Here is a 17,035-nt window from a genome sequence, read left to right on the forward strand (position 1 = left end):
AGTTCGTATGGCCACCACCGATACCGCGCTGGAAAACCTGCAGCAAGCCATCGTCAACGCCGCCAGTAGTGGCCCGTTCGCCCTCGATGCCGCCTTCCTGGAAGCGGGCCTGGCCGACCCGGACGTCGCGCCGCCCGAAAAATTCGACGCCATCATCGGCCAGGCATTCCAGATCGACGCGGCGCAGTTCCTGATCAGCTGCGCGGCAGCCGACGTGGGCGCCGTGAGCGACGGCGTGTTTACGGTCAGCAAGGCCAACCTGCCCTTCATCGGCGGTCTGCTGCGAACCCCGGCCACGCTGGTGTTTTCCACGCAGCCTGCCGCCGCACGCACATCGGGCGAGGACGGGGATGACGGCGGGGATGACGCGGCCGTGCTGGTGGTGCAGGTGGCCGCCAGTCCCGCCGACTGGAACTGGGACAGCAGCTTTCCCTTCATGGGCGGCTGGCCGTTCAGCGAGTTGCCGCTGTCGGGCGCGCTGCTGGTGTTTTCCAGCGCCGACGGCGTCTATCCATGGGGCGGCGACAGCGCGCTGTCCGTCACGGGCGGCGCCAAGCAGAACCTCAGCGCCAGTGTGGCCCTGCCCGCCTTCGTGACGCCGTTTCTGGAACTGTTTTCCGACCTGGCGGCGCCGCCGGGCAAGCTGCAGATCGGCGGCTACCTGGACATGGCGCTGTACGACGGCAAGACGTTCGAACTGGGCGGCCTGATGCCCAGCGGCGTGCTGTCGGCCACGCTCAGCGAGCTCGACTGCACGTTCGCCGGCTACCTGCGCGTGGCGGCGCCCAGCCTGACCGTGACGATCCCGCCGCCCGTCGACGCGCCGCCGCCCGACGCCCTGCTGCTCGACGGCGGCATGCAGCTGCTGCTGCGCGGCGCCGGCGAAGCGGACGACGAGGAAGCGGCCGACGGCGACCAGGCCGCCACGCTGGCCCTGACGGCCACGCTCAGCGTGGAAGGCGCCGGCGCTGCCGACTACACGCTGTCGCTGCTGCTGCAGCCATCGAACGCCGACGGCGACGGCAACTACGCGGTCAGCCTGGAAGCGGGCAGCGACGGGCCGCCCCTCAGTCCCACCGCCGCCATCGGCCTGATCGGCGGGGGCGCCAGCTATTTCCGCGCCACCCCGGCCGTGCTGCAGGAGTTCCTGACGTCGTTCGGCCTCGGCGGCATGACCATCAGCGGCAGCATCCCGCCCAAGGCGGCCCCCACGGTGGACCAGGTCACGCTGCAGCTGCGCAGCGTGCGCGATCTCAGCTGGCAGCCCATCCCGGCGCCCACGCCCGCGCTGAGCTTTACCATCACCTCGTTCTTCCTCGACTGGACGGCTTACCAGCCGCTGGCGAGCAAGGCCAGCGGCAAGTCGCGCTATGAATACCTGTTCGGCACCACCTTCACCCTGTTGCCCACGGTATTTCGCAACCTCGACGGCACGCCGGGCGGCGAATTCGACGTGCAGTTCAACTCGGCGCAGCTGTTCCAGGCCAGCTTTCCCGGCAAGGCCACGCTGTCGGACTTCCTGTCCGTCGTCTCGAACGGCCTCGTCAGCCTGCCCGACACCATCCAGGCCGAGGTGTCGAATATCGCGCTGAGCATAGACGGCGCGGCCCAGTCCTTCGCGTTTTCCAGCGACTACGCCATCAGCCTGTCCTTCCTGACGGTGGGCGGCGCGCCCATCCTGAGCATTTCGGATGGCCAGATCAGCCTGTCGGGCATCAGCGCCACGGTGGCCGCGGACAAGCAGGAAGGCGCCCTGGCCCTTGTCGAGGCCGGCAAGGCGGGCGCCGGCACGGCCTGGGCCGGTTCCATTTCCGGCTTGCTGGGCGTGGGCGCCAGCCTGCAGGCGGCCGTCAGCGTGGCCTACAGCAGCCAGGAAACGCCGCCCCGCTGGACCCTCTCCGCCTCGCTCGCGCAGGAACTCGACGTGGGCGAGATGATCAAGCAATTCTTTGCCGCCGGCGGCATCTATGATTTCCCGGTCTTCTTGCCGGGCAACCTGAAGATTTCCGCGTTCGCCATCGCCGCGGTCATTCCCAGCGGCAAGCCCAGCACGGACCTGGCCACCAGCTACACGGTCGACACCACCTTTACCTGGCTGTTCTTGCTTGGCCAGCAACAGATCGGCTTGCAGAAAGCCACGCTCTCGGTACAGTATGACGGCGCCAAACCGGCCGCGCAGCAATTCTCGGGCAAGGCCGACGCCGTATGGATCTATACCGCCATCAATCTGAAGCTGGGCTTCGGCTATGCGTTCCAGCCGACGGACAAGGGGCCGAACCACACGCTGTACGTGAGCTGGGAAGGCTTCACGGCAACCTATACCAGCGGCAACGAGATGCTCAGCTTCACCCTGGCGGGCTGGTCCCTGGGCAGCCTGATCCAGGCGCTCGTGCGCACGCTGGGCGATCCATATTTCGTGCTGCCATCGCCGTGGGACTTGCTGAACCAGGTCACGCTGGACGGCCTGTCCGTCAACGTGTCGCTGAAAACCGGCGAAAAGAACCGCCTCAGCGCCACCTACACGCTCAGTTCACCCCTCAACCTGGGATTCATCGTCATCCGCAGCATCGTCTTCAAGCGCAATACGGACGGCAAGGTGACCCTGGCGCTGGACGCCACCGTGCCACCATTGCTCAAAGGCAGCATGGGCGACTTGCTGGACCCGGACAAGGGACAGGACGTGGAAGAGATGCCCAGCGTGCCGGGCGCCGGTTCCAGCTATTTCAAGGTCTTCCTGCTGATGCTGGGCCAGCGCGTGGCCATCAACGGCGCGTCCGACTTCAGCTCGACCAAGGCCGTCATCGACGCGCTCGCGGGCGTGCCGCCCACCACGGGCAAGAACAATCCCGTCAACCCGGGCAGCGGCGTGCACGGCCAGCCGTATTACCAGCCGGACAGCAACTGGCTGATCGCCGCGCATTTCGGCGTGCTGCAGACGGCCGGCGTATGGGCCGTCGACGTCCAGATCGTCTTCAACGATCCCAACCTGTACGGCTTGCGCCTGACCCTGGGCAGCCCCAAGATGGGCGGCCTGGCCGGCCTGGTGGTCGACATCCTGTACAAGAAAATCAGCGACGACGTGGGCCTGTTCCAGATCGACTTCACCTTCCCCGACAGCATCCGCAACCTGAACTTCGGCGCCGTCAGCGTTGTGCTGCCGATGATAGGCATCAAGATCTACACGAATGGCGATTTCCTGATCGACATCGGTTTTCCCTACAATATGGACTTTACGCGCTCGTTCAGCTTCAGCGCCATCGTCTACGGCGTGCCGGTGCTGGGCTCGGGCGGCGTGTATTTCGGCAAGCTGTCGGGCGCGACGGCGACGCAGGTGCCGAAAACCGATCTCGGGTATTTCAATCCCGTCATCGTCTTCGGCCTGGGCCTGCAGCTGGGCCTGGGCTACAACTTCGTCAAGGGGCCGCTGAAAGCCGGTTTCGCGCTGACCGTGTTCGGCATCATCGAAGGCGTGATCGCCACCTACCATCCGTACGACCGCAGCAACGCCGTCGCGCTGGCCAACGCCGGCGCCTCCGGCAGCGTCCAGGAAAGCAGCTACTTCAAGCTGACGGGCACGTTCGGCGTGATCGGCATGCTGTACGGCGAAGTGGACTTGAAGATCATCAGCGCTTCGCTGCTCGTCAATATCACCGTGTCGGTGCAGATCGGCTACGAATCCTACCGCGCCATCCCCCTGTCCGTGACGGCCTCGGTGCGCATCAGCCTGCGCGTCAAGATCGACCTGGGCATCTTCAGCTTCACCATTTCCGTGGGCTTTTCCGCCACCGTCAGCGCGCAATTCCGCATCGGCGACGACAGCCGCGCGCCGTGGGACGGCGGCGGCGCGCTGCGTCTGGACAGCCTGGCGCGCGGCCGCGCGCGCAGCCTGCCGATGGAATTGCAGGCCGCCATGCTGCGCGCCGGGCCGCGCCGCCAGCCGCGACGCGTGCTGCGCACCGACGCCAAGCCGGTGCTGCAACTGGTGACGGCGCCGCAATTCACGGTGCTGGCGCCGCAGGGCGCCACGGCCAGCAGCGCGCAGCAAGGCGCGTTCGTCTGCCTGTTCGCCATGGATGCGCCGGACCCGGCCGCCGGCGGCGCGGGAACGGGCACGACCTCGTTCGATCTGCTGTGCAAGGCGTATTTCCCGTGGCTGCTCGACGCCCTGCAGCCGGCGGTGCGGGCCGACGCCGAGGCGCTGGACCTGGCTGCCGCCGCGACCGCCAGCGTCACGCTGGCGCAGCTGGTGGCGGGCATCCAGGTGCTGGCCGACCCCGCCATGCAGCCATTCGGCATGGGCGACCTGCTGCACTTCCTCGCGGACAGCTTCATCGTGAACATCAGCGCGCCGGGAGCCAATATGGACGGCGCCACGCTCTTCCCGCTGTTCGACGGGCTGCGGCTGGACGTCCCCGACCCGCAAGGCGGCGCCGGCACGCAGGCGATCGACCTCGAAACCTACGCGACGGCGACGGAACAGTACCGCAGCACGGTGGCCGGCCTGCTGCGCCAGGTGGCCGCCAAGGTGGGCAAGGCGCCCGCCAAGCCCGCGCTGCTGGCGCAGGACGACGCCGAGCCCGAATCGATGGCGGCCTTCATCTTCGTCGACGTCTTCAGCCTGATCGGCCGCGCGCTGCTGCAATCGGCCATCGATGCCTTCGACAATTACAGCTATGCGCTGCAGCCGGGCGACAGCATCGCCGGCATCGTCGCCGCCTTCAACCGGGCCGGCAACGCCATCGACGCGGACGACGTGTCGCTGCCGAATGCCGCGTATCCGCTGAACGGCGCGTTGCCGCTGCAGGTCGGCGGCCTGTCCGCCGTGATCCAGGCCGGCGATACGCTGGCGGCCGTCGCCGCCCGCTACACGGATCCGGCCGGCGCCGGCGGGCGCTGGCACACCACCGCCGCCCAGCTCATCGGCGCGAATGCCGAACCGCGCGCGCTGCGCACGGGCGTGACGCTGGTCTTCGACTTCGGCGCCGGTGCCGTCAGCCACGTCACCGCGCCCGGCGACAGCTTCGGCGCCATCGCCGCCGCGCTGGGCGTGCCGCTGGCCACCCTGGCGCAGCAGGCATCGCTGTATGCGCGCGCCGACCTGCTGCTGCCGACGGCCACCCTCGCCGTGCCGCCGCTGGCCTATACTTCCGTCGCCGGCGATACCCTGGCCGGCATCGCCAGCCGCTTCGCCGCCACGACGGCCGCGCTGGGGCGCGACAATGCCGGCATCGCCAATCTGTTCGCCGCGGCTCCGGGCCGGCTGGCCATCGCCCACCTCGACGCCTTGCCGCTGGAGCAACTGTGGAGCGGCGTGCAGGCGAGCGGCGCCGTGGCCCAGGCCGCCGGCCAGGTCGCGCGCTTCATCACCTATGGCTTGCGCCTGCCGGTGGCGGCGGGCCTGAGCCTGTCGCCATCCTTCCTGTATAGCAGGACGCAGACCGACTACGCGCTGTACCAGCTGACGGGCCAGCAATTCCCCACGCCCGCCAGCGCCGCCGGCGGCTACCGCATCGGCCTGGGACGCAATGCCGTTTCGCATGGCGTCGCCCTCGATTTCATCACCTTCGCCGGCGCGCCCGGCACCAGCCTGCCCATCGACCTGGGCGCCGCATACGGCTTGCTGTCGGGCGTGCTGGCGTATGCGCAGGCGGGCAACTTCGTGCCGTCGCCTGCGCTGCACATCCTGCCGCTGGCGTCCTTGCAGCCGCGGCAGTTCCCTGCGGCAGGCTACGCCGCCTGGATCACCGCCGACCTGGCGCGCCTGACGGCCGTGACGTCCGGCGCCGCGCCAGGCGCGCGCGCCGCCGCCAGCCAGGCCGCGCCTGCGCCGTATCTGTGGCAATTGCCCGACGCCATGCTGGCCAGCATCACCCAGCGCCAGGATACGCTGCAGACGCTGTACCCCCAGGCGCCATACGCGGACATACTGGCCCTGATGCCCGCCTATCGTCCCCGCATCGGCAACACGCCGCCCAACAGCAGCAGCACGGTGTTCCAGGACTTGAGCGGCTATGCCTATGCCACGCGCGTGGACTTCCAGATCACGCGCATGCCGGCCGCCACCGTGGCCACCAACGACGCCAGCGGCACCGCGCTGGCCAGCGCCGCCACCCTGGCCCACGTATACGAGCTGGTGGGACCGTCGGCCGCCGATGCCCAGCGCCTGGAATACTTGCTGAGCGGCATGGCCGCCGTGGGCGAAACCCTGGTGGCCGGCCTGTTCCTGCTGTACAGCGAAGGCGGAAGCGACCAGGTAGCGCTGACGGGCCAGGCCGATGCCGACTACCTGTGCTTCCTGACGCAAACCAATCTGTCCACGGAAAGCCATCCGCCGGCCAGCCGCATGCTGCTGGACGCGGAGGGGACGGTCTTGCCGCGCGGCATAGCCAACAGCCCCTCGCAATTCATCAAGCTGCTGTGGGAGCAATCGGTGGTGCGCGGCGGCGGATACTATCTGTATTTCGAGGACATGGTGTCGGGCGCCGGCCTGCCCCCATCCGTCTTCGACGCCACGGGCACGGCCACGCTGACCCTGGTGGTGCCGCTGGCGCGCCAGGCGGCGGGCGCCGCCGACACCGTGCCGAACTTCGTCAACGCCCTGCTGACGACGCAAGCGATCGATCCGCAGCAAGACGTGCTGGTGTTCGAGTCGCTGAGCAAGCCGGCCAAGAGCCAGCCTTTGGCCGTGGCCGCCACGCGCACCTTGACCGCCGTGGCCGCCACGTACGGCATGGGCGTGGGACAGCTGGCGCGGCAAAACGCCGGGCGGCCGCTGCGCGCCGGCGCCAGCGTGCCCGTGGCCGGCATCCTGCACCAGCTGAACCTGCAAGACATGGCCGCGCCCGCGCAAGCGCTGGAGCAGCTGGCCGCGTACTACTCGGCCGGCGCCACCCCGCTGAGCGCGGCGCAGATCGCCGCCTACAATCCCGGCGTGACGGTGGCGCTGGGCGCGACCATGCGCATTCCGCCGCTCGTCTACCGCGTGCCCGCCAACTCTGGCGGTCCCGGCAATACCTTCGCCACCCTGGCCGCCTACTACGGCTTGCCGGTGGACGCCCTGGCCCTGGGCGCGGCCGACACCGAAGGCCTGTACGCCGATGGCGCCGTGCTCGACGTCGACAGCCTGGCCCTCGATGCGCAAGCGACCTTGGCGCCTGGCAACCTGTCGTTCCAGCTCAAGCGCACCAACGACGGCGTACCCGTGCTGCCGCCCAATCCCACGCCGCAGCAACGGCAGCAATATGCGCAGGCGACCCTGTCCGCGCTGTACAACACGCTGTCGGCCGGCCTGGGCCGCAACCCGTTTTTCCTGCCCAGTCCCTACAGCCTGCCTTTCGGACCGCAAGACCATGCGAACGACAGCGACGGCAGCGACGATGGCGAAACTCACCGCCGGCGCTATGCGGCCGCGGCGCTGGCCGATTACGACTACCGCCAGGCACTGGGCTACCTGGGCAACAACAGCCAGGGACGGCCGTTCGCCACGCTCAATGCGGCGCCGGCCAATCCGCCGGCCGGCCTGCCGCCCGCCGCCGACAATCCCTACCTGGGCGTGGGCGGCCATGCGTCGCTGGCCCTGCGCTGGCAAGACCTGTTCGGCAACACCACCGTCACGCCGTTCGAGGCGCCGCCGGCCGGCTACACGGGTGCGCTGGACCAGGCCCCCGCCCCGCTGCGCTACACGGATCGCCTGCTGGGCCTGTCCGCTTGGCCGAAAGTCCAGGCCAGCTACCTGTATGGCACGGATGCGGGCGGCGCGCCCGCGCTGCTGCTGACCTTGCGCATGGATGGCCTGGCCTACGCCACGCCAGCCGACGCGGCGCAAGACTTGCCTTTCTATCAACGCCTGTACTTCCAGCTGCACCAGGACTATACGGGCCTGGGCGTGCCCGGACTGAGCGGAAATGCGGTGAGCATTTCCCTCAGCAACTCCCTGCTGGCCACGCCGCTGCAGCCGCTGGACGAGGCCCGGTCGCGCCAGGTGCGCGACTTCGCCGCCGCCTGCGCCATCTACCTGCAAGCCCTGGCCAACGGCGGCAGTGCCACGGCGCCCGCCGCCACGCTGTCGGTGCCGGTGCCGCTGGCGCAACTGGCCAGCGCCAACCGCATCGCGCTTGACGTGGCGCTGGTGCTGACGCGCCAGGCCATCCTGCTCGATCCCGCGCTGGCGGCCCTGCCGGACGGCGCCAGCGTGGTCAGCGCCGTGCTGCCTCAGGCCGACACGAACGGCGGCGCGTCCAGCTTCACCACGTTTGCCAAGGCGCTCGAAGCGTGCCTGAAGACGCCGCAATGGTCGATGCGCGCGGGCGCGGGGCTGACGCGCATAGGCAGCGCCGGACAGCAGACGCAGCAGTTGTTCGCCGTGCGTTTCAGCGACACGCCGGGCCAGGGCATCCATTTCCGCCTGGGCCAGCAAGCCAGCTACTACGCGCCGTTGCCCGTCGCCAATTCGCTGGAAAGCCGCACGGTCAGCATCGACGCCTATCCGACCAATACGCCGCATGCGCTGACGCTCAATAGCGTCGACCTGAACCTGTGGCTGCAAAGCTGTCTCGACGCCATCGACAAGTTCCTCTCGGCCACCTATGCGCCGCCCGCCTACATCCTCGATCGCCTCAACGGCGTCGCCGATCCGCTGCAGAGCGGCCAGCTGGGCCTCGTACTCAAGGCGAAACAGACGCTGGCCGACGTCATCAGCGCCACGGTCAGCCCCGTGCTCAGCAGCAGCGCCGGGGACGAAGCCACGCGCGTCAGCGCGGCCGCCACCATGCGGCAGCAGTTGCTGACCACTCTGGGGCCGGCCTTTGCTGCCGGCGCCGTGGTGGTGTACGGCGTGGACCAGGTCACGGGCGCGGACGACGAAGACGAGGGCGCGCCGCCAGCGCTGTACGGCCAGCCCGCCGCTGCAGGCACAGCCGACGGCGCGGCCGGCGATGGCAACCAGAACTACACCTTGTTCCCGACCCGGCTGCCTTTGCTAGGCACGGCCGCGCAGGACCAGAGCCGGCTGTCATTCAACTTCATCTCGAAGAACGTCGAAGGCCAGGCCTATGTGCCGCTGGACTTGCGCTATCAGATCACGCACATGGAATTCGACCAGCGCCCCGTGCCCGGCATCGAAAAATACCTGCAAAGCCAGTGGCTGCTGTTCATCACCGGTCCGTTCGAGGTACCGCTGGGCAATGGCACGCAATATATCCCCGTGCTGAACCGCGCCCTGCCCGTGCCGCCCACGGTCAACCGGCAGACCGCCACCGCGTCCGCCGCGCCGCAGGGCGGCCGCATGCGCCTGGCCGCCGGTGGCTTGCAGCCGGCCCAGCTGGCCCAGTGGGATTACGGCTTCAGCTACACCTACCGCCAGGCGGCGCAGGATGCCGTGCACGTCAGCGTCGTGCTCAACGTGCCGTCGCAGGTTGCCAGACTGTCCGCGGCGACCGGTCCCGACCTGTTCACGGCGCTGGCCGCCTTCGTCAGCAACTATCCGCTCATCTCGGCTGACCTCGACGCCTTCCTCGCCCCCCTCGATGGCAAGCAGGATACGCCCGATAGTGTCGCCAAGGCAACACTGGCCACCACCGCCTTCCAGCAACTGGTGACCCTGGTGGCAACCAGCTATGGCCAGCATTTCGGCACGGCGCGGCTGGCGGCGGCGCAAGGCGAGGCCAGCGTGGCCGTGGAATTCGACGCGCGCCTGGAAGACCATGGCGGCGACGCCTGGTATGCGCTGCTCAATGTCACCGTCGGCGGCGTGCCCGCCACCTACGACCCGCTGTCCGGCACCCTGAGCAACGGCACCGTCAGCGTGCCCGTGCCCGTGCTCGACATCGATGCGCAGCAGTACCGGGCCACGCCGGCCACGCCCACGCCACCCGATGCGCTGCTGGCCTACCGCTACGCGGCCATCGCCGCCGACGCGCCCGACCTGTCGTTTGCCGCCGCGCTGGCCAATACCGGCCGCGAGGTGCGCATGCCGGGGCTGAACGTGATGGTGTACAAGAACGCCCAGGCTTCGCTGTACGTGCAGCGCAACCGCTACCTGTGCCCGCCCAGCCAGACGCAGGTGTCGACCATGCACGCCTTCCTGTACCAGACGCCGGTCGTCAAGTTCAGCGACCCCATCCTGCCACGCCTGAGCTGGCAAGGCTATGATTTGCGGCAAGTCGCACCGGTGGGCGGCAGCGACGTGGCGGCCTATATGCGAGGCTTCTTCAACGCCCTCTTCACGGGCGCCTCGGGCAGCGTGCGCATCGCCATGGATGGCAGCTATTCCTACAGCGTGATGCCGGCCGTGGCGGGCTTTCCCCGCACTTCGCTGCCGGTCAGCCTGCTGCCGGCCGTGCTCGCGCCCATCGATGCGGCCCAGCCTCCCGCCGCGCCCATGGCCCTGGTGGCCCAGGTGCAGCAATGGTATGACGCGCAGCAGCCGACCACGGATGGCGGCGCCGCCATGGATTTCCGCCTGAACTTCTTTACGGACGGCGCGCCCGAGCAACTGCTGCTGTCGCTCGAAGACGTGCGCTGGGTGGTGCGGCCCTGACGCGGCGGCGCGGCGTCAAGGCACGGGCGTGAGCAGCGGCAAGCCGGCAAAGTGGGCTTGCAGATTGTCCAGCACCAGCTGGCCCATGGCGTGCCGCGTTTCCACGGTCAGGCTGCCCACGTGCGGCGTGAGCACCACGTTCGGCAAGGCGCGCAAGGCGGCTGGCACGCGCGGTTCGTCCGCAAACACGTCGAGGCCGGCCGCGCCCAGGCGGCCATCCTGCAAGGCGGCGATCAGCGCGTCTTCGTCGATCAGGGCGCCGCGGGCGATATTGATCAGCGTGCCTTGCGGGCCGAGCGCGTCGAGCACGCTGCGCTCGACGATCTTGCGCGTGGCCGGCGTGCCCGGCGCGCAGACGATCAGATAGTCGCTTTCCTGCGCCAGGGCCTGCAAGGATGCGGCGCGCGGCGCGCTCGCGCCGGCAATGGCGCGCGGCTGGAAGTAGCGCACCTTGACGCCAAACGCGGCCAGGCGCAGCGCGATGGCTTGCCCGATCTGGCCGAAACCGAAGATGCCGGCCGTCTTGCCGCGCAGGCTGGATGCGGGGACGATGGCCTCGCGGCGTTCCCAGCCGCCGTCGCGCACGAAACGGTCGAGCGCCACGATATGCCGCGCGCTGGCCAGCAGCAAGGCCAGCGCCACGTCGGCCACGTCATCGGTCAGCACGTTCGGCGTGGTGGTGACGGCGATGCCCCGTTCGCGCGCCACGTCCAGCGCCACGCCGTCGAGGCCCACGCCGTTGACGGCGACGATTTCCAGCTTCGGCAGCAAGGCCATGTCGGCGGCGTTCAAGCCCAGCGCGCCCGTCGTGACGACCCCGCGGATGACCGGCGCCCGTTCGGCCAGCCAGGCGTGGCGCTCGTCCGCCGGCACTTGCCAGGCGTGATGGCAGGTGTAGTGCTGTTCCAGCTGCGCGTTGACGGCGGCCGAAGGGCTGGGAGCGAGGATGAGGAGTTCGGGGTGCATGGGCGTCCAAGTTGGTGTCGACAGGATTAGCAGACGCAACTTAGCATATTTGGGAACCGGCCGGGGTTGAGCGCCCCGTATGCCGTGAAAACCGTGTACTGCGCGGAAACTTTAGCCCGGGCAAGGCACGCGTTTGACCTTGCCGCCCGTCCTGGCCGGATCGGCGCCCGAGCCCGGGTTCTCGGCCATGCCAAAGCACGTGGCGCCGCCGGCGCTGACGACGCGTGTGGCGGGCCGGCCGTCGGCCGTCAGGTAGTCCTCCACGCGGATGACGGGGCCGCCGCGCCAGGCGGAGGCGACCAGTTTCTGGAAGGTGTTTTCGCTTTTGAGGTCGGCAGCGGCCAGCCACGGCTGGTCTTGCCTGCGTTCGCCGCGCAGGGCCTTGTCGGCGGCGCCCGCGGCCAGCCGGGCGCGCGTGAGCAAGTCGGCCGTGGCAGGCGCCGTGGCTGGCGCGGCGGGAAATTCCTCGGCCGGTACGGTGATCGCTTCCGCCGCCACGGGCGGCGGCGCGAAGAAGACGGGCGGCGCGGCGGGCGGCGCAACAGCCCGCGCGCGCGGCGCAGGAGCCGGCATGGGCATCGGCAAGGCCATCGGCGGCGTCTGCGGCAACGCACGGGGCGGCAGCAAGGTCATGAACGCCACTTCCGTGTATTGCTTGAGTTGCCGCGCCGGCAAGAGCAGGAAATACAGGCCCAGCACGTGCATGGCCAGGATCAGCGCGACGGCCGCGCCTTTCAGGCTCAAGCCGTCCCGTATGCGCATGCGCATGGAAGCGGACGGTAAGTGGTGAAGCAATGGCATGCGGTGTCCTGTGGGCGCGGGGCGCGATGGCCTATTCTAGCGAAACTTGAATATGCACATTAATAAATCCGCAAGGTATCGCCTGGCGCGCCTTTTTCCGCCAGATTCCAGCACCCTGGCCTGCCCGGTGTTGTACGAATGGCGACTTTCTTGACCGCTTTCTCACACTTTCCCACGCGCTGCGCCACGCTGGAATATAATGATAATCATTCTCATTAATATCCAGATAACTCCATGCGCACCTTCCACCTCGTCCCTACCCCGTTCGCCCTGGCCGCCTTCCTGCTGGCCAGCGCCGCCGCCCAAGCCACCACCACCGCGCCGGCCGGCGACGCGCAAACCATGCCCACGGTAGTCGTCAATGCCTCGGCCGATGCGTCGGCGGAAGGGTTGTCGAAGGCGTATGCGGGTGGCCAGGTGGCGCGCGGCGGGCGCATGGGCATCCTCGGTGCCGTGGACATGATGGACTCGCCATTCGGCAGCACCAGTTACACGCAGCAGTTCATTGCCGATCAGCAAGCGCGCAGCGTGGGCGACTTGCTGCAGAGCGATCCGGCCGTGCGCATGTCGCGCGGCTATGGCAATTTCCAGGAAGTGTATGTGATCCGTGGCTTCGCCCTCGATTCCGACGACGTGGCGTACAACGGCCTGTACGGCGTGCTGCCCCGTCAATATGTCTCGCCGGAATTGCTCGAGCGCGTGGAAGTGTTCCGTGGCGCCAGCGCCTTCCTGAATGGCGCGGCACCGGGCGGCAGCGGCATCGGCGGCGCCATCAACCTGATGCCCAAGCGCGCCGGCAATGCGCCGCTGACGGAATTGACGGTGGGCGTGGAATCGGGCGGCCACGCCTATGCAGCCATCGACGTGGCGCGCCGCTTTGGCGAGCGCCAGGAATTCGGCGTGCGCGTCAACGCCGCCAAGCGCCAGGGCGAGACCGGCATCCAGCGCGAAGACCACGACGTGGGCATGTTCTCGGTCGGCCTCGACTACCGCGGCAGCGGCTACCGCCTGTCGGCCGACGCCGGCTACCAGAATTTCGACCTGACATCGCCGCGCCCGTCCGTCGGCATTGGCAGCGTGGCCGTGCTGCCCTCCGCACCCGATGCGTCGAAGAACTTTGCCCAGCCGTGGAGCTATTCGAAGGAACACGATGTGTTCGGCACGGCGCGCGCCGAAGTGGACCTGGCCAAGGATGTCGTGGCCTGGGCCGCATTTGGCTCCCGCTCGACCAAGGAAGCCAACAGCCTGGCCGAGCCGACGTTGACTTCGATCAATGGCGACGCCACGGTGTCGCGCTTCGACAATGCCCGCAAGCAAGAAATCCGCACGGGCGAACTGGGCATTCGCGGCAAGCTCGTTACGGGCGCCGTCAAGCACACCCTGGTGGCCAGCTGGTCCGGGCACTGGAATGAAGCGAAGAACGCGTTTGCGATCGGCGACAAGTTTGCCACCAACATTTACGCACCGGTCAACGTGACGGCGCCGCCGGCGCCCTACACGGGCGGCATCATGAGCGACCCGCGCATCACCCAGAAAACCATCCTCAACAGCTACGCCCTGGCCGACACCATGGCCTTCCTCGACGACAAGCTGCTGCTGACCGTGGGCTTGCGCCGCCAGCAGATCAAGGATGCCGGTTACGACTACAACACCTCGGCGCCGCAAGGCAAGGCCTATGACGAGAGCGCCACGACGCCCGTGGCCGGCATCGTGTTCAAGGCCAGCAAGGACGTGTCGCTGTACGCCAACTACATCGAGGCGCTGGTCAAGGGACCGACGGCCACGGGAACGTATCTGGAAAACGGCCAGCAGGTCAATGTCGACAACATGGGCGAGGTGTTTGCGCCGTATAAATCGAAGCAGAAGGAAATCGGCGTCAAGTATGACGGCGGCAAGCTGGGCATGAGCGCGGCCCTGTTCACGACAAGCAAGCCTTTGCTGGCCGTGCTCGGCAAGCGGGCCGAACTTGATGGCGAGCAACGCAACCGCGGCCTGGAATTGTCGATTTTCGGCACGCCGATGCAGGGCGTGCGCCTGCTGGGCGGCTTGACCTGGCTCGATGCAAAGCTCAGCAATACCGGCGTGGCCGCCAACAATGGCAAGAAACCCATCGGCGCACCGGAAACGCAGATGAGCGTGGGCGGCGAATGGGACGTGCCCGGCGCGCCAGGCCTGACCCTGAACGCCCGCACCATCTACACCTCGACGCAATACGCTGACCTGGCCAACACCCGGCAACTGCCATCGTGGACCCGCATCGACATCGGCGCGCGCTACCTGACCCAGGTGGCGGGCCGTGACGTGACCGTGCGCGCCCGCGTGGACAACGTGACGGACCGCAATTACTGGTCGTCGGCCGTGTCGTCCTTCAATATCGGCTCGCTGGTTCTGGCCGCGCCGCGCACCGTGGTCGTGTCGGCCAGCGTGGCGTTTTAAAGACCGCGCACCTGTCGCACGATGAAAAGCTGCCTTCGGGCAGCTTTTTTTTCATGTGTGCGCCTGTGCCGCAAGGCGCGCTTCGGCGACAATGCCGACATGAAACGACTCCCTGCCCTGCTGCTGTTGCTTTGCCTGTCCCTGCCGGCCCTTGCCCAAAAACAAGCCGCCTGCCCGTACGCCGCCTGGAAAAGCGGCTTCAAGGGCGATGCGCTGGCGCAAGCCACGTGCCTGCTGCGTCCCGTCAAGCTGTATGCGCGCCTGGGCGACAGCGCGCCGCTGCCGGACTTCCTGGCCGCCCGCATCGGCCAGCGCGCGGGCATCGCGCCGGCCCGCCTGCGCGCCTGGCTGGCGGAACAGGGCATCGCCGAGGCGGACGTGGGCGGCGCCGTCGATGCGCCCCTGTCGCGCGCCGTGGGCCGGCTGGCAGCGCCGATGGCGCGCTATTTCGTCATCCACGACACCAGCTACCCGAATTTCTTGTTAGAAACCATTCCCGACCACATCAACGACGCCAGCTGGGATTTCAACGACTTCAGCCTGCGCAATCCGGCGCTGGGCGGCGGTCCGAAGGGCCATGTCTACGTGAACCGCCTGGGCGGTTCCTTGCAGGTGCGCGATTTCGGCACGGCCAGCTTTGCCAGCAAGCTGGAAAAGGACAAGCCTTCGCTGACGGGCCTGTTCCTGCACGTGGAACTGGTGCAACCGCGCAACTCCGTGCCTGGCGGCGGCAAGGGCAACGATGGCCTGGCGCCCGATCCCGGCTTTACGCCGGCCCAATACGACCGCCTGGCCCTGCTGTATATCGCCGCCAGCGTGCGCAAGGGAACGTGGCTGATTCCCGCCTTCCACGCCGTGCTCGATACAGGGTTTGCGAATGGTCATGATGACCCACAGAACTTTTCGCTGAGCGAGTGGTCAGCCTCGCTTTCCCGCCTGTATGCGGCCTTGCGCCAGGCCGAGACTGGACAATAAAGCGTTTCCCCGCCGGCTGATTAGGTGCATACTATTGCAAGCATAGTCACTGCGGTCAGGGAGGCCAGGTGAGCATCAGCACGGATCAGCACGCGGGTCGCCTGGCCGGCGCGCAGCAGCCATTGCAGCGCGCGCAGCGCATCTTCGCCATGCGCGACGCCGTCCTCGAGGCCTGGGAACAGCGCGTGCGCGCCAGCGTGCGCGGCGCGGACCAGCTGCTCACGCCCATACTCATCAATACCTTGCCGGCCTTTTTCGACAACCTGGCCGAAGCCCTCACCCCCGGCCACCCGCGCGACAACGCCGCCAGCAACAGCAACGTGCCCGCCGTGCATGGCAACGAACGGGCGCGCATGACCAATTACGGCCCGGAACAGGTGATCCAGGAATACCAGATCTTCCGCGACTGCTTCGCCGCCACTGCACATGAGTCCGGCATCACCCTGCGCAGCAAGGATTGGCAAGTGATCAACAAGTCGATCGACGTGGGCATCCGCGAATCGATACGCGAATTTACCAGCATGCACGAAAGCTTCCGGCGCCGCGTCGCGGCCGGCCTGTCGCACGACATGCGCAATCCCCTGGCCGTCATCAGCACCAGCGCCCAGCTGCTGTTCAGGCCAGCCGACCCGGAGCGGGTGGTATTGCTGGCGCACAAGATTGTCGAGCACAGCAAGCGGCTCGACAGCATGATCGAGGAATTGCTCGATGGCCTCAGCTACCACCAGGGCCAGCAGCTGCCGCTGGTGCTGAGCCAATTCGACGTGCTGCCGCTGGTACACGCCGTGGCCGGCCAGGTGAACTTGCAGCGGCCGGACAAATGCCGGGTCAGCGGGCAAGCCGTCACCGGCTGGTGGTGCGAGAACTCGCTGCGGCGGGCGCTGGAAAACCTGCTCGGCAATGCCCTCAAGTATGGCGACGACACGCCCATCAGCGTGCACGTGGAAGCGGTCCACGAACGCCTGATCGTCACCGTCCACAATGGCGGCCAGGCCATCGCGCCGGAACAGGCCGCACGCATCTTCGACTACTTGCGCCGCGAAAACGACAACCCCGCGCCAGGCTGGGGCATCGGCCTGCCCTTCGTGCAAAGCGTGGCCGAAAGCCACGGCGGCAGCATCGCCGTCGACAGCGCGTCCGAAACGGGCACCAGCTTCATCTTCGACGTGCCCGTCGATTGCCGCCCCTTCGTCCCGTCCGCCGACGTCCCCAAGAGTGGCGCCTAGCGCACCGAATTGGTGCAAGGAATGGCGCGACGCCACAAAAGTGGTCATATTTACACCTGTTCACGTCCGCCCTGTTGGCACGCTTCCTGCTGAG

The 17,035-nt window shown here is 67.9% G+C and carries 6 protein-coding genes; 4 read left to right on the plus strand and 2 right to left on the minus strand.

The window, feature by feature from the left end; genetic code table 11:
- Positions 1 to 7: 7 nt before the first annotated feature.
- The gene (locus tag OX459_RS10945; protein ID WP_289905021.1) at positions 8 to 10,537 is read left to right on the plus strand and encodes a hypothetical protein; all 10,530 of its coding nucleotides are present in this window, start codon (positions 8 to 10) and stop codon (positions 10,535 to 10,537) included.
- A gap of 15 nt (positions 10,538 to 10,552) precedes the next feature.
- On the opposite strand, the gene OX459_RS10950 is transcribed toward OX459_RS10945, so the two are convergent.
- Together OX459_RS10950 and OX459_RS10955 are read right to left on the minus strand one after the other, a co-directional pair.
- The gene (locus OX459_RS10950; protein ID WP_289905022.1) at positions 10,553 to 11,503 is read right to left on the minus strand and encodes a 2-hydroxyacid dehydrogenase; all 951 of its coding nucleotides are present in this window, start codon (positions 11,501 to 11,503) and stop codon (positions 10,553 to 10,555) included.
- Between the two features lie 111 nt (positions 11,504 to 11,614).
- A complete protein-coding gene (locus tag OX459_RS10955) occupies positions 11,615 to 12,304 on the minus strand; it encodes a hypothetical protein (protein ID WP_289905023.1) in 690 nt (229 codons plus the stop codon).
- Positions 12,305 to 12,538: 234 nt separating this feature from the next.
- Between OX459_RS10955 and OX459_RS10960 the strand changes: the two genes are divergently transcribed.
- From OX459_RS10960 to OX459_RS10970, 3 genes are all read left to right on the plus strand, one after another.
- On the plus strand, positions 12,539 to 14,740 hold the full coding sequence (locus tag OX459_RS10960; protein WP_289905024.1) for a TonB-dependent receptor: 2,202 nt from the start codon (positions 12,539 to 12,541) through the stop codon (positions 14,738 to 14,740).
- Between the two features lie 99 nt (positions 14,741 to 14,839).
- Complete coding sequence (locus OX459_RS10965; RefSeq protein ID WP_289905025.1) at positions 14,840 to 15,715, plus strand: hypothetical protein; 876 nt, start codon at positions 14,840 to 14,842, stop codon at positions 15,713 to 15,715.
- Positions 15,716 to 15,783: 68 nt separating this feature from the next.
- The gene (locus tag OX459_RS10970) at positions 15,784 to 16,941 is read left to right on the plus strand and encodes a HAMP domain-containing sensor histidine kinase (RefSeq protein ID WP_289905026.1); all 1,158 of its coding nucleotides are present in this window, start codon (positions 15,784 to 15,786) and stop codon (positions 16,939 to 16,941) included.
- Positions 16,942 to 17,035 lie beyond the last annotated feature (94 nt).

The organism is Janthinobacterium sp. SUN026, from assembly GCF_030397625.1.
Lineage (GTDB): Bacteria > Pseudomonadota > Gammaproteobacteria > Burkholderiales > Burkholderiaceae_D > Janthinobacterium > Janthinobacterium kumbetense.